Origin of the sequence: Actinospica sp., from assembly GCF_035552695.1 — a bacterium.
In the GTDB taxonomy this organism is placed as follows: domain Bacteria; phylum Actinomycetota; class Actinomycetes; order Streptomycetales; family Catenulisporaceae; genus Actinospica.
Genome location: NZ_DASZKT010000117.1, coordinates 1 through 14,020, shown reverse-complemented (window position 1 = coordinate 14,020; position 14,020 = coordinate 1). Strand labels below are relative to the sequence as shown.

Here is a 14,020-nt window from a genome sequence, read left to right as displayed (position 1 = left end):
TATCGGCGCGGCCCGGATAGGCCGTCAGAGCCAACCTTTCGTACGGGCCAGAGTAAGCGCTTCGGTGCGGTTGCGGGTGCCGGTTTTCTGGATGCACGCGGAGAGGTAGTTGCGCACCGTGCCCTCGGACAGGAAGAGCTTGGCGGCGATCTCCGCGTTGCTCGCGCCGCCCGCCGAGGCCGCCAGCACGTCGCGCTCGCGGGACGTCAGCGGGTTGACTCCATCGGCGAGGGCGGCGGCGGCCAGGTCGGGGTCGATCACCCGCTCCCCCGCGACCACGCGGCGGATCGCGTCGGCCAGCTGCGCCGCCGGGGCGTCCTTGACGAGGAACGCGCTGGCCCCGGCCTCCATCGCGCGGCGCAGGAAGCCGGGCCGGCCGAAGGTGGTCAGGATGACGATGCGCAGCCCGGGGTACGCCGCGTGCGCCCGCTCGGCCGCGCAGATGCCGTCCATGCCGGGCATCTCGATGTCGAGCAGCGCCACGTCCACCTCGTTGCCCGCCGCCTTCGCCGCGGCCAGCGCGTCGAGCACCTCGTCGCCGCGGCCGACCGCCGCCACGACCTCGAGATCCGGCTCGAGATCCAGCAAGGTCGCCAGGGCCTCGCGGATCATCGCCTGGTCCTCGGCGAGCAGCAGTCTGGTCACGCGTCGAGCCTAATCGGCACGGTCGCGGTGAGGCGATATCCGCGGGGGTGCACGGGCACGGCGGTCAGCGCGGCGTCCGGGGCGATCGCGCGCAGCCGTTCGCGCAGTCCGTTGAGGCCGTTGCCCGCGGTCGTCGCCGTATCCGGCGTGATCGGGCCGTCGTCGAGGACTTCCAGGGTCAGCGAGGGCTCGCCGTCGACGCGGGCATCGATCAGCCGGATACGGCAACTGTGCGCGCCGGAGTGCCGCACCACGTTCGTCACCGCTTCGCGCAGGCACCAGGCCAGCACCGATTCCGCGTCGGGATCGAGCGTGCCGGAACGCGCGGGCAACGACGGATCGAGGTCCGGCCTGATTCCGGCCGCGTGCAACGCCGTGCGCGCCGAGGACGCCTCCACCGCGAGCGTCGCGCGCCGATAGCCGGAGACCGCCTCGCGTATGTCCGCGAGCGCCTCGCGGGAGACGTGTTCGAGGTCGAGGATCTGCTGCTCGCTGCGGTCCACGTCCACGCGCAGCAGCTTGCGCGCCAACTCCGCCTTGAGCGTGATCGTGGCCAGCGAGTGCCCGGCCAGGTCGTGCAGGTCACGCGCCATCCGCAGCCGTTCCTCGGTGGCCGCGAGCCGCGCCACCTCCGCGCGGGCCTCCCGCAACTGCCGGATCAGATCCCGCATACCGCGGATCGCGATCACGCCGAAGCAGGAGAACAGGCAGGGCAGCAGCAGGAGCAGCCACTCGCCGGTGTTCACGTCCAGCGACGAGGCCTCGGCGCCCATCGCGATCGTCGCGGCGAGTCCGCCGCGGAGCGCCGGAGACGGCGGCTTGCCCAGCGGCAGCGCCACGCCGCACGCGCTCGCCACATAGATCCACAGCACCACCCACTCCGGGTCGACCGTCGGCGGCAGCACCGCCGCGATCACCGCGAGCACGCCGACCAGGACGAACTTGCGCGGGTCGCCGGCCGCGTCCATCGCCAGCAGGCCCGCCTCCCGGCGCATCAGGACGTTCACGCCGATGTACGCGGCGGCGAAGACGACGGCCAGCAGGAGCGTGACGGCGACCGTCGTGGCGGTGTGCGGCCGCGAGTGGTCGAAGAGGCGGGAGATCGGATCGGCCAGGTAGACCAGCCAGATGACGGAGAACATCCATCCCGCCCGGCTCCGGTCGGAGTCGGGCGGGATGTCGTCGCCGGTGTCGTGCGGAATCACGCGCGCGTCCTGCTCAGTCCTCGGCGCGCTTCTGGTACATGAACGCGGCCAGCAGTCCGCAGGCGACCACCCAGCCGGCCAGGATCGCCACGCCGCCCCAGCTCACCGGCTGCTTCGAGATCACCTCGGTGGCGATCTCCCGCACCCAGTACGTGGGCAGCACCTTGCCGACGGTCTCCAGCGCGCCGGAGACGTTGAAGAACTGGCCGCCGAGGAAGGAGCCGCCGACGTAGATGATCAGCGTGACCGGCTGCACCGCGTCCTGCGGGATGCCGTAGCCGATCGCGATGCCCAGCGCGGTGAAGGCCAGCGAGCCGAGCCAGATCACCAGGAAGGAGGAGACCCACTCGCCCGCGCTCAGCTTCACGCCCTGCGTGGTGCCGAGCGCGAAGGTGATCACGATCGCCGGGATGACCACGAGCAGCGAGGCGGCGATCTTGCTGACCACGTAGCCGTAGCTGGGCAGGGCGGTCAGCCGCAACTGCCGGATCCAGCCCTCCTTGCGCTCCTGCGCGATGCGCATCGCGTTGTTGTTCATCGACGCCGCGATCACGCCGAAGGAGGCGTAGGCCACCAGGAAGTAGTCCACGTACGGGATGTTCGTGCCGGGCACGTTCTTGCCCTTGACGCTGCTCGCGCTGAGCAGGAAGAGCATCGCCGGGTAGAGGATGGTGAAGAACATCACCCGTCGGTTCCGCAGAGCCCTGCGGATCTCCAGGCGTCCGAGTGTGATCACGCCGGTCATCGTGAGTCCTCCCTGTCCTGTCCGCTGCGGTACATGCCGGTCATCGCACATCCTCCGACTGTGATCCCTCAACTGCGCCAGCGTCCCCGTTGTCCCGCTCGGTGATCGCGACGAAGGCCTGCTCCAGGCCCAGCGCGCTGATCTCGATCTCCATCGGGCGCAGGCCCTGGTCGAGCAGGGCGTAGAAGGTCTTGTCCGAGTCCGAGGTCTGGATCTGCACGTGCTCGTGCAGCACCTCGAGCGAGACCACGTGCGGCAGGTCGAGCAGCTGCTCGCGGGTGACCCCGGGCAGCCGGAAGGCGATCCGCTGGAAGCCGGCCATCGCCTTGATGTCGGCGACGGAGCCGTTGGCCAGCAGCCGGCCCTTGTTGATGACGACCACCTGGTCGGCGATCTGGTCCGCCTCCTCCAGGTAGTGCGTGGCGAACAGCACGGTCTTGCCGCGCTCCGCCTCGCCCTTCATGGCGTTCCAGAAGATCTGCCGGTTCTCCACGTCCATGCCGGTGGTCGGCTCGTCCAGCACGATCAGGTCGCTGTCCCCGGCGATCGCGACGGCGAAGCGGACCCGCTGGGTCTGCCCGCCGGACAGCTTCCCGGCGCGCCGGTCGGCCAGGTCGGCGACGTTGGCGCGGGAGAGCACCTCGTCCACCGGCAGCGGCTTCGGGTGCAGCTTAGTCATCAGCCGCAGCAGCTCACGCACCGTCACATCGGCGGGCAGTCCCCCGGACTGCAGCATCGCGCCCACGTGCCCGGCCATCATGGCCTGCCGCGGCGTCTTGCCGAACACCTCCACCCGCCCGCTCGAGGCGTGCTTGAGCCCCAGCAGGATCTCCATGGAGGTGGACTTGCCCGCCCCGTTCGGCCCCAGGAAGGCGATCGCCCGGCCCTGCGGCAGCTGCAGGCTCAACTCACGCACTGCCTGGACGGAGCCGTAGTGCTTGGAGACCTGCTCGAAGGAGACGGCCGGTACGCCCGGGCCCCCCACGAGCCTCTCGTTGCTCATACTCATCCCCAGTCACTCGATGTGCGTCCCCCCGCTGAGCCCTTACCCGGGGCCCGGGAACGCTAAGAGAATGTAACCGGGAACCACCCGCTCGGCGTCAGTGTGCGTAGTCGTGACGCCGGCATGACAAGTGTCATACGGCGGCTGTCATACGGCGGTCGGGAGACGGTCGCGGCCGCGACCTAGTGCAGCAGCCCGCCGAGCACGCCGGTGTTGGTCGGGGACGCCGAGGAGGTCGAGGGGGTCGGCGTGTCGCCGCCGCTGGAACTTCCGCCGCCCGAGTGCGAGGAGCCGGAGGTCGGCGACGCGGTGGCTCCGGTGGAACCGGACTGGGCCGGCGTACCGGAACCGGAGTTCGAGCTCTGCGTCGAGGAACCGCAGGCGGTTCCGGCGAAGGGCTCGTAGGTGACGTGGAACTGCTCGGTGCCGACCTGGGCGCCGCCGCGCGTCAGGACCCGGGTGACGGTCACCTGGAAGCCGTTCGACGCGGGCTCCGCCGGGCAGCCGTAATGCGGGCTCGAACTCGGCGTCACGACGCTCTGCTGGTTCGAGACCGACACGCTGACCTGGTCGTATGCCGCCTGTCCGAGCAGCGCGACGGTCAGCGAGTTGTTGGCGTACGTGGCGTAGACGTAGACCGGGTGGCTGCCGCTGTTCGTCCACTGCAGATCGGTGCCCGGGTAGACGACCGCGGCGTCGAGGCCGACCGGGTAGCGGCTGAAGTAGGCGGCGTTCGGGTGGTGCAGCGTGTCGCCCATGCCGGCACGGAAGGCGGCGTCGAACACGGCGGTGGCCACCAGGTCGTCGGCACCGGACTCGTCGACGCCCTCGACTGACGTGCTGCTCGACTCGCTGCCGGTCTCCGCGAAGCCGTTGGCCGTGGTCGGCGCGCCGACGACCTTGTTGAAGGACCAGACCGCGGCCGGCTGCACGACCGAGCCCATGACCAACGACGTGCCACGCTGCGTGTCCGCGGCGCGGTCGGTCGCCTGCGGGATCGCGATCGTCGCGCTGCCGAGCACCGCCTGCACGCCGAGAGCCTGCGCGTCCGCGGTGGTGAACGACGGCGGCAGCGGGCCCTGCGACACGGTCACCGTGCGCGGGGACGCGTTGGTCAGCACGCCCGCGACGGCCGAGGCGAGGGACTGCGGCGAGTAGCCGAGGCCGTCCTTCTCGGCGATCAGCTGCGGCTGGCCGTTGATCACGGTGAACGAAGCGTTGGTGCCCTGCTGTTCGGCGGCGAGCGCGGCCGGATTCAAGTCGCCGCGCAGCATGTTTCCGTCCAGGGTCGGCACCATCTGGCCGTTCTGGTTCGGCGCGATGGTGAGCGCGTCGCCGATCTGAGTCGGCGTCAGGGTCGTGCTGACCTTGCCGGTGACGATGGTGATCGGCGCGCTCACGGCCGGACGCGCGATCTGCTCGAGCGCGCTCTGCAGGGCGTCCGGCGTGGCCCTCGGGGTCAGCGCGTTGACCGGGAGCGCGATCGGCCCGCTGAGCCGCAGGTAGCCGGACTTCACCGCGTTGGCGGCCGCCCCGACGTCGAATCCGCGGCCCTCCTTGGGCGCGGTGACCATCGGCTGCCCGTTGACGAAGGTGATCTTCCCCTCGACGAGCGGACTGTCATAGGCGGTGGCGATCGTGTTGAGCGCCGCGGTGAGCGCGGACGGGTCCACCTCGGTCACCGGATCGACCTGGTGGTGCACGCCGAACAGCGCCGGAATGACGGAGAACGGGTCGGTGCGCTCGGATTCGGCGGAGGCGACCGTCTGCACGACGTCGAGGGACAGCCCGGACTTCGTCGGATCGAGGATGACCGGCGTCTGACCGACCAGCAGTTGGATCGGACGGGTGGACAGCGGTCCGAGCTGCGTCGAGATCGCGCTGCGCGCGTCGTCCTGGCTCAGGCCGCCGATGTTCACGCCGTCCACGCTGACGCCGGCCGGGATCTTCCCGTCCAGCACGCCGCCCGCGGCCAGCAGCGCGATGCCGTAGAGCAGCGCGATCGCGGCGACGATGAGCCCTGCGATCGTCAGCGTCTTGCCCCGCTTGCCGTGTCCGGCCTTGGGCTGCTCGGCGGTGTCAGTGTGCTGGCTGGGCGGGCTCGGCTGACGGGCGGGCCGGGTGCCGCGGCGGGAGCCCGCGCGACCGTGCGCGGGCTCGACGGATTGCTGCACGGGCAGCACGGTCGTGGCCGTGACGGCCTGCTGCACGATGGTCGGCGCGGAGGCCGAGAAGCCGTGTCCGGGTACGGGTTCCGCCGGGATGCGCGCGATCTGCTCGGTCGGGGCGTCCGGCGGGACGGTGCCGAATGCCGAGGGGATCCAGCCCTGGTCGATCTCCTCCGGATCCAGGAACGAGGATTCGCCGGTGGAGTCGTGGAAGATGCCGCCGAGGTAGCGCAGCGCGAGCGCGTGCCGGCTCGGATCGGCGACGACGCGCTGGTAGCCGAAGGGGTCGGCCGGTTCCAGCATGCCGCCGAACGGGGCCCGCGCGGTCGGCACGCCGTACGTGCCGCCGAAGACCTCGGCGGGAACCGGGCGCGGCAGCGGCAGCGGCATCGGCGGGAAGGCCTGCGCGGCCAGCTCCTCGGCGCGGTAGCCGGATTCCGGCTCGGCCGGCAGCGGGTAGCCGCCCGAGACCTCCGCGTCGAAGCCGTCCTGCGCGTAGTCCGGCTCGCCGTATCCGGGCTCGACGACGGGGGGCCGTCCGAGCGCGTCCGAGCGCGGCGGCAGGCCGAGCTCGGTCGGGTCCACGGTCTCCAGGTCGACGCCGAAGATCTCCTCGATCGTGTCCCGGAACGCGTCGCCGATCTCCGCGGCGTTGGCCTGCGCGGCCTGGTCCGGCGGCAGCGTCGTGGTGAGCAGGCCGGAGCCGGGGCGCACCGAGGGCGGCAGCGGGATGACCATGGTGGCCGTGGTCATCGCGGCCAGCTGCGAGGGCAGCGTGCTCGGCGAGGCCGGGGACGCGGCGACCTGCAGGAAGGCGACGGCCGGTTCCTCCGCCGCGTGCGTGTCCTCCCACACGGCCTGCGGGCGCAGCGCGGTGGACGGCGTCGGCATGTGCGTCGGCAGCATGATGCGCAGCCGCGCGGTCGCCTCGGCCTCCGGCACCACCCGGATCGGGCCCTGCTCCGGCGCGCCGGGGCCGGCCGGCGGCAGCGCGCCGCCGGCGTCAGGGCCCTGATGCGTCGGCCCTGGATGCCCGTGACCCGGCTCCGCCTCGCCGCGCCGCCCGGACTGCTGCGGCAACGGCGGAAACTCGAGCAGGTCGGTGGGCGCGGGCTCGGTGGGTTCTGGGGATGCGTCGGTCACTGCGCCGGTCCGGCCTTCCGCTCCGCTGACGGACAGTATTTCGCCGATCACCATACTGTGACCGGCGAAGGCCCCGTGGCGCTTTCCCCCACTACACCCGGTAGTCCCGTGCGTACGCAGGAAGCTTCCCGGGGAATTCACCCTGTCGGGTGAGGCCTCTGACGAGAACTCCGGGCGGAGAGTCTCCGAGGAAGCGGATGCGGATCGTCCGGAATCGGTCCTAGCATGCGGCCATGAGCAAGACGTCCCATACGCCCTATACGGTGCTTCCGCTCGATGCCACGACGTGGGACGCGTTCGCCGAACTCGTCGAGCGCGACAACGGGGTCTTCGGCGGCTGCTGGTGCATCGGCTTCCACCCGGAGCGCAAGCAGACGGCCGTCAGCCACCGCGCCGCGAAGGAGGACCGCGTCCGCACCGACCGTGCCCACGCCGCGCTCGTCTTCGACGAAACCGGCGCCGCCCAGGGCTGGTGCCAGTACGGCAGCCCCGAGGAGTTGCCCTCGATCAAGCACCGCCGCGAGTACGAAAAGGACGCGCCGCCCCGACCGGACTGGCGGATCACCTGCTTCTACGTCGACAAGAAGCACCGCGGCCAAGGCATCGCCCGCGCCGCCCTGGTAGGCGCCCTCGCTCAGATCGCCCAGGCCGGCGGCGGTCTCGTCGAAGCCGTCTCCGAGGTCACCGCCGGCCGCGACGCCCCCGGCCGCTTCCTGTTCAGCGCGTCGGTGGAACTTTTCGAGGACCACGGATTCGCGCGCGTACGGCAGGTCGGCAAGCACGCGTGGATCGTGGGCAAGACGGTGGGTTGACCGCGCAGCGCCTCATCCGCCTCAGCCGCGGACCTTGGCGAGCTTGGCGTCGAGGGCGGCGATCCAGGCGCGGTACAGGAAGAACGTGGCCAGCGCCATGCCGACGATCAGGAACGACATCGAGATCCAGTCGTTGGCGAGGATCACGTCGCCCTTGTCCGCGAAGCTGAACGGCGGGCCGATGTAGCTGAGCCAGATCACGGCGATCACCCAGCCGGCGGCGGCCAGGCCCATGCCGGGCAGCCGGGCGGGCAGGGTGCGGCGCGGCGTCGGGAGCACGGGGAGCAGGTCGCCGACGCCGAGCAGCAGGCCCACCAGGCCGCCGAGGCTGAGGGCGAGGCCGTCCGGCCACTGCAGCGAGCCGGTGCCGAGTTCCGCGCGGTGCAGGAAGGCGCCGACGGTGCCGACGGCGAGGCCGGCGGCGAACAGCAGCACCGCCAGCAGGATCCGGGCGAGGTGGTCCAGCGCGGACGGGACGGCGACGGGGGTCGCGTCGGACGGCGTTGTATCGGACGGCGTGGTCACGGCGGCCATTCTCGCTGCTACCCCGCCAACCCGGCGAACAGGTCCGTGCGCACCGGCGCGCCCGGTTCCGGCAGCTCGCCGCGCGCCTGGCGGTAGTACTCCGTGCCGAGCACCGCCATGCCGACGTTGTCGGACAGCGCGTAGAAGGGTTCTTCGACGGTGATCTGGGTGACGTGCGCGCGCATCGCGGCGGCCTTGGCCTGCGCGAATTCCTCGGCATGCACGGCGACTGAGATCATCGCGTCGTCCTCCAGCATGACGGCGACGTCGTCCACGGAGGCGGGGACGACGAAGCCGGTCGCGTCGCCGCCTGTCCGCAGTGACTCGAGTACGTCGCTCATCACCGAACGCGGCATCAGGTTGTAGTAGACGCGGTCCACGGCGTGCTCGGAGCCCTCAAGCAGGTCCACGGCGCGCAGCGCGACGCGGTGCGCCTGGATGTGGTCCGGGTGGCCGTAGCCGCCGATCTCGTTGTAGGTCACCAGGATCCGCGGCCGCGCCTCGCGGATGACCGATGCGAGCCGGTCGGCCGCCTTCTCCACGTCGGCCTGCCAGAAGGATTCGGGCGCGTCGTTGCCCTCGGTGCCCATCATCCCGGAGTCGCGGTACTCGCCCGGCGCGCCGAGGAAGCGGTGATCGTCGACGCCGAGTTCCCGCATCGCGGCGGCGAGCTCGGTCTCCCGGTGCTCGCCGAGCCGGTCCTGGCGGTCGGCGGCGAGGTGCGCGTAGCGCGGCGGGATGATCTCGCCGAGTTCGCCGCGCGTGCAGGTGACGAGGGTGACGCGGGTGCCGCGCGCGGCGTATTCGGCCATCGTCGCGCCATTGTTGATGGACTCGTCGTCCGGATGCGCGTGGACGAACAGGATGCCTCCGCTCTCGGCGGGAAGCGGGGCGGCTGCCGGGTCACTGGTCACCCCGTCAGGTTAACCCGTACCCGGGTGACCGGACCTGTCCGCTAGAAGTCCGGTCGCGGGCCCTCGCCGAACCGTGTCCGGATCGTTTCACTGCGTAGTGGCGGGATCGGCTCCACCACCCCACGCGACGCTTGGCCGCGCGGACAGGGCCCGCTAATCCACGTTCGGGGAGAGGACACACACCGGTGATGACGGACACCCAGCGAGGTGCGAACGGACGCATCGTGCGCGCGGCGGCGAACGGATGGGGAGAGACGGCGGTTCACCACCCGTCGGATACCCCGGGGCCGGCGGCGCAGGCGGCGATCGGCTACGCGGAGCGGCTCGGCTGGCCGCTCACTCCCGGGTTCGCGGTGGAGGACGAGGCCTGCGGCTGCGGCGAGCAGGAGTGCGCGGAGTACGGCGCGCACCCGGTGCCCGGCGCCTGGCGGCTCGCGGCCTGCGCCACGCCCACGCTCGTGCGGGTGGTCTGGCGGATGTGCTCGGACGCGCCGGTGCTGGCCGTACTCGGCCGTCCGGTGCCCGGCGCATCGCGTCTCGGCGCGGTGCAGGCCCCCGCGCTGATCGGCGTCGCCGCGCTGGAACTGCTCTCCAAGCGTTCGGCCGCGGCGGGTCCGGCCGTGGACGGACACGGCCGGATCAGCTTCCTGGTGGACCTCGGCGTCGGACCGGAGGACGCGGAGGACGCCGAGGCGGACTTCGAATGCTGGCAGCGGGCCGGCCTCGACCTGACGGTGCTGGGCGGCAGCACGACGGGACGCAGCTACGTGCCGCTGCCCACGCCCGGCTTCAGCGGACGGGCCGGAGTGGTCTGGGCCGTGCCCCCGGTGCAGGGCCACACGCTGCCGCCGATCGCCGCCGTCATCGAGGTCTTCGACCGGGCGGTCCGCTCGACCTATCCGAGCCTGTGGCGCACGGTGCACGCGAAGTCGGCCTGAGCAGACGCTGGAGGACGGTCGGAGTCTCGGAGTCAGAGCCCGAGCGCGTCCTTCAGGAACTTCATCTGCAGGTTCAGCATGTTCTCGGCGACGACCTCCTGCGGGGTCATATGGGTGACGCCGGAGAGCGGCAGCACCTGGTGCGCGCGACCCGCGGCGAGGAGCGCCGACGAGAGACGCAGCGTGTGCGCCATCACGACGTTGTCGTCCGCGAGGCCGTGGATCAGCAGCATCGGACGGTGCGGCTCGGCCCACTGCCACGCGCCTTCGCCGGCCTCCGGGAAGAGCGAGTTCGCGTTGTAGACCTCCGGTTGCTCGCCGGGGTGGCCGAGGTAGAGCTCGGTGTACGCGGTGTCGTACAGCCGCCAGTCGGTCACCGGCGCGCCGACCACGGCCGCGTGGAAGACGTCAGGACGCTTGAGCACGGCGAGCGCGGCGAGATAGCCGCCGTAGGACCAGCCGCGGATGGCCACCCGGCCGAGGTCGAGGTCGGGATACTGCTCGGCGGCCGCGTGGAGGGCGTCGATCTGGTCGTCGAGGGTGGCCCCGGCGAAGTCGTCGCGGATGGAGCGCTCCCAGACCGGCCCGCGCCCCGGCGTGCCGCGGCCGTCCACGACCAGCACCGCGAAGCCCTGGTCGGCCAGCCACTGCGAGGTCAGGTGAATGTTCTGATAGCCGAGCACGCGCTGCGCGCCCGGGCCTGCGTACGGGTCGAGCAGCACCGGCAGCTTCGTGCCCGCCTTGTGGTTCGCCGGGAGCAGCAGCACGGCACGCAACTCGCGCTCGCCGAGCGCCAGCTCGATCGGACGCGTCGTCAGCACCGGCCGCTCGGCCACCGACTCGATCATCGCCAGCCGCTTGGGCTGCTCGCCGAGGACCTCGGCCACCGCGCTCCTGCTGTTCGGCTCCTCCAGCCGAGCGGTGGTGACCACGGCCAGGTTCCCGCCGATCGCGGCCGAGCTGACCCCGGAGTAGGCGTTGAGCCGCTTCATCGCGCCGTCCGCCCAGGCCACCCGCAGCACGTGCACCCGGGTCGGGTCGTCCATCGACGCGGTGACGAAGCCGTACTCGGGCCCGGCCGCGAGCAGCGTGCGCACCTGCACGCCCTCGGGCGTGACGGCCTGCTCGTCCAGCAGCAGCCGGTATGACTCGCCGCGCGGGGCGATCCGGGCGAGCCGCGCCGGGCCGCCCTGCCCGCTCGGCGGCGCCCAGACCGGGGCGCCCGGGAAGAACTCCACCCACACCGGGTCGTGCTCCTCGGCCGCGACCGAGGTCGAGCCGTCCGCCGCGACCGCGAGCACCAGGCCGGTCCGCTGATCCCGGTTCAGCACCGCGACCAGCGCCGGGCCGTGCCCGTTCCAGCTCACGCCGGCGACGTACTCGTACCCGGCGCGGTCCCACTCGACCTTGCGCCGCGAGCCGTCGAGGCCGATCAGGTAGAGCTCGACGATCGCGTTCGGCGCGCCCGCCGCCGGGTAGCGCACGGCGCGCGGGGCGCTTTCCGGGTTGGCCGGGTCGGAGATGTAGAGGACCGGCACCGGAGATTCGTCCACCCGGGCGACGAGCAGCGAGCCGCCGTCCGGGGACCACCAGTGGCCGCGGTAGCGGTGGAACTCCTCGGCGGCGATGAAGTCGGCGGCGCCGTACGCGACGTTCCCCGGCTCGGGCCCGTCCGGCTCGGCCAGCGCGCGGTCCCCGGTGCCGTCCACGCCGATCAGCCGCAGCGAGCCGCCGGACAGGTACGCCACCCGCCGCCCGCTCGGATCGATCCGCGGATCGACCACGGGCCCCTGCGCGGGCAGCTCGCGCACCCCGCCCTCGGCTAGGTCCGCCGCGAAGAGCCGGCCGGAGAGCGCGAAGGCCGCCCCGGCCACCGCGTCGTCGGCCGAATAGTCCACGATTCCGGCCGCGCCCTGCCGGGAGCGCTCGCGCCGCGCCTTCTCGGCCTCGGTCAGCTCCTCCGCGCCGCTGCCCGCGAGCAGCTCCACCGGATCGGCTATCAGGGTCAGCGCGCCGGTGACCGGGTCCGCCGTCCACAGGCAGGTCGCCGAGTCGGAGCCGGTCCTGGTGCGCAGCAGTGCGATCCGGCTTCCGTCCGGCGCCGGGGTGAAGGCGCGCGGGGTGCCCAGGGTGAGGCGCTGGGTGCGCGCGTGCTGCCTGGGGAAGGTGAGCTGCTCTGCGTCGGTCATGCGCCTATTCTCACCTCGAGCCTCCGTCGGCGCGCAGACGGGTCCGGGCCGCGACAGCGCCGGACAGGTCACGCACGGCTCACCGCGCCGTTGCGAATTCGTGACAACCGATACGCGAACCGGACGTCTTAGACATCGTGAAGTGCGCGAGTGGGCACCCGCAGGGAGATCAGGGCAGACTGACTCCTGCATCTCGGACGGGAGGTGCGGGGTAAGTGAGCACTGTCTTGTGTGGGGTGGGTGTGGAAGAGACCAGCGGAAGCTGGCCCGTGCTTGCCGACGAACTGACGCCGGGCAGCAAGATGCGGCTGTCCGACGACGCGGTGGCCGCCGAGCTGTTCGCGGCGCACTACGGTCGGCTCGCGGGCTGGTGCCGTCGCCTGCTGGACGACGACAACACGGCCAGCGAGATAGCCATGGAGGCCTTCACCCGGCTGCTCGGCCGGCTGCGCAAGGTGGACGACCCGGTCGGCTACCTGTACGTCATCGCGGCGAACCTGGTGCGCGACCACTGGCGCAAGACCAAGCGCGAGCGCGACGGCATGCGCGTGCTGCAGCACGAGCGGCCCGCCGAGCACGGGTCCGGCGACCCGGAGCTGCGCGGCCTGGTGGAGCAGCTGCCCGAGCGGCTGCGCATCCCGGTGCTGCTCTACTACTACGCAGGTTTCCCGATCGGAGATATCGCGCGGTTGACCAACCGACCGACCGGAACCGTCAAGAGCGACCTGTTCCAGGCGAGGGCAGTGTTGCGCAAGGCATTGGAGGGGACGCGATGACTGCGCCCTTCGACCCCCGAGACCGGGATGATGAAGAGAACACCGAGCACAACCTGTTCGACGACCCCAACTCGATGACCTGGGGCACCGCCGATCCGGACTTCGACGCGATGCTCCGCGAGCGGCTCGGCCCGATGCCGGCCATGCCCACTCCGCCGTACGCGTTCGAGCGGGTGCTGGTGGCCGGGCGTCGTCGCCGGGCCCGCAAGGTCTGGGCCGGAGCCGCGGCCGCCGCGTTCGTCGTCATGGCGGGCACGGCCGGGACCACCGTCGCGCTCAACACCGGCAGCCCGTCGGGCGGCACCGCGATCGGCGAGGCGCAGTCGGGCACGAGCTCGCCGAGCGCCACGGTCACCTCCCAGTCCCCGTCGGCCGTGCCCACGCCGATCGCGACGCCCACGCCGTCGGCGACGGCGACCGGCACGAACACGCCGGTTTCGGCGACCTCAGCCACCGCGTCGCCCAGTTCGAGCGTCCCGCAGTGCGCCAGCGACATGTTCACGCTGTCGGTGAGCACTGCACCCGGCAGTTCGGGCAGCACCGCCGACCAGCTGATCATCGTGCTGACGAACACCTCGGGCCACGACTGCACCACGTACGGCTACCCGGGCCTGCAGCTCGAGACGCAGTCCGGACAGCTGCAGAGCACGACGGTCACCCGGCTAGACAAGTCCGCCGTGAAGCACCTGACGGTACCCCCGAACGACTCGATCTCGACCACGGCCACGTTCACGGCCGCGACCGGCGGCGCTACCTCGAGCACGGGCTGCGGGATGGCCTCGTACTCGCTCGCGGTGATACCGCCGAACAACGAGCAGCAGATCACCCAGACGATCAACGGCGGCCCGATCACCGTCTGCGGGAACGGCGTGCTGGACACCACGCCGCTGGTGCTGGGCTCGAACGGCAGCTGAGTAGCAGGACAGCTGAGCATCAGAACGTAACGGCGTCGGCCCC

General features: G+C 71.7%; 12 protein-coding genes. 4 read left to right on the top strand and 8 right to left on the bottom strand.

The features are described from left to right. Positions 1 to 24: 24 nt before the first annotated feature. The 5 genes from VG296_RS14970 to VG296_RS14950 all read right to left on the bottom strand — a co-directional run bounded on the left by VG296_RS14970 (position 25) and on the right by VG296_RS14950 (position 6,909). Positions 25 to 645 (bottom strand): response regulator transcription factor, encoded by a 621-nt coding sequence (locus VG296_RS14970; RefSeq protein WP_325566320.1) that lies wholly within the window; start codon positions 643 to 645, stop codon positions 25 to 27. Further along, positions 642 to 1,850 (bottom strand): sensor histidine kinase, encoded by a 1,209-nt coding sequence (locus VG296_RS14965; protein ID WP_325566319.1) that lies wholly within the window; start codon positions 1,848 to 1,850, stop codon positions 642 to 644. Before VG296_RS14965 ends, VG296_RS14970 begins: the two co-directional genes overlap by 4 nt. Before the next feature lie 13 nt (positions 1,851 to 1,863). Then, a complete protein-coding gene (locus VG296_RS14960) occupies positions 1,864 to 2,595 on the bottom strand; it encodes an ABC transporter permease (protein ID WP_325566318.1) in 732 nt (243 codons plus the stop codon). 40 nt (positions 2,596 to 2,635) lie between these two features. Further along, positions 2,636 to 3,598, bottom strand: coding sequence for an ABC transporter ATP-binding protein (locus VG296_RS14955; RefSeq protein WP_325566317.1), 963 nt, complete (start codon positions 3,596 to 3,598; stop codon positions 2,636 to 2,638). Positions 3,599 to 3,780: 182 nt separating this feature from the next. Next, on the bottom strand, positions 3,781 to 6,909 hold the full coding sequence (locus VG296_RS14950) for a VanW family protein (protein ID WP_325566316.1): 3,129 nt from the start codon (positions 6,907 to 6,909) through the stop codon (positions 3,781 to 3,783). 233 nt (positions 6,910 to 7,142) lie between these two features. Here VG296_RS14950 and VG296_RS14945 point away from each other — a divergent pair, with 233 nt between their 5' ends. Further along, the gene (locus VG296_RS14945; protein ID WP_325566315.1) at positions 7,143 to 7,721 is read left to right on the top strand and encodes a GNAT family N-acetyltransferase; all 579 of its coding nucleotides are present in this window, start codon (positions 7,143 to 7,145) and stop codon (positions 7,719 to 7,721) included. A gap of 21 nt (positions 7,722 to 7,742) precedes the next feature. Here VG296_RS14945 and VG296_RS14940 read toward each other — a convergent pair whose 3' ends face one another. Together VG296_RS14940 and mshB are read right to left on the bottom strand one after the other, a co-directional pair. Beyond that, positions 7,743 to 8,246, bottom strand: a complete 504-nt coding sequence (locus VG296_RS14940; RefSeq protein WP_325566314.1) for a hypothetical protein — start codon at positions 8,244 to 8,246, stop codon at positions 7,743 to 7,745. A 17-nt stretch (positions 8,247 to 8,263) separates the two neighbouring features. Continuing rightward, a complete protein-coding gene (gene mshB, locus VG296_RS14935) occupies positions 8,264 to 9,160 on the bottom strand; it encodes an N-acetyl-1-D-myo-inositol-2-amino-2-deoxy-alpha-D-glucopyranoside deacetylase (RefSeq protein WP_325566313.1) in 897 nt (298 codons plus the stop codon). A 188-nt stretch (positions 9,161 to 9,348) separates the two neighbouring features. On the opposite strand from mshB, the gene VG296_RS14930 reads away from it, so the two are divergent. Continuing rightward, positions 9,349 to 10,098 (top strand): bifunctional DNA primase/polymerase, encoded by a 750-nt coding sequence (locus VG296_RS14930; RefSeq protein WP_325566312.1) that lies wholly within the window; start codon positions 9,349 to 9,351, stop codon positions 10,096 to 10,098. Positions 10,099 to 10,130: 32 nt separating this feature from the next. Here VG296_RS14930 and VG296_RS14925 read toward each other — a convergent pair whose 3' ends face one another. Further along, complete coding sequence (locus VG296_RS14925) at positions 10,131 to 12,287, bottom strand: prolyl oligopeptidase family serine peptidase (protein WP_325566311.1); 2,157 nt, start codon at positions 12,285 to 12,287, stop codon at positions 10,131 to 10,133. 302 nt (positions 12,288 to 12,589) lie between these two features. Here VG296_RS14925 and VG296_RS14920 point away from each other — a divergent pair, with 302 nt between their 5' ends. Both VG296_RS14920 and VG296_RS14915 read left to right on the top strand, forming a co-directional pair. Beyond that, positions 12,590 to 13,063, top strand: a complete 474-nt coding sequence (locus VG296_RS14920; protein ID WP_349259564.1) for an RNA polymerase sigma factor — start codon at positions 12,590 to 12,592, stop codon at positions 13,061 to 13,063. Continuing rightward, positions 13,060 to 13,977, top strand: a complete 918-nt coding sequence (locus VG296_RS14915; protein WP_325566309.1) for a DUF4232 domain-containing protein — start codon at positions 13,060 to 13,062, stop codon at positions 13,975 to 13,977. The genes VG296_RS14920 and VG296_RS14915 overlap by 4 nt, the downstream gene beginning before the upstream one ends. Positions 13,978 to 14,020: the final 43 nt, after the last annotated feature.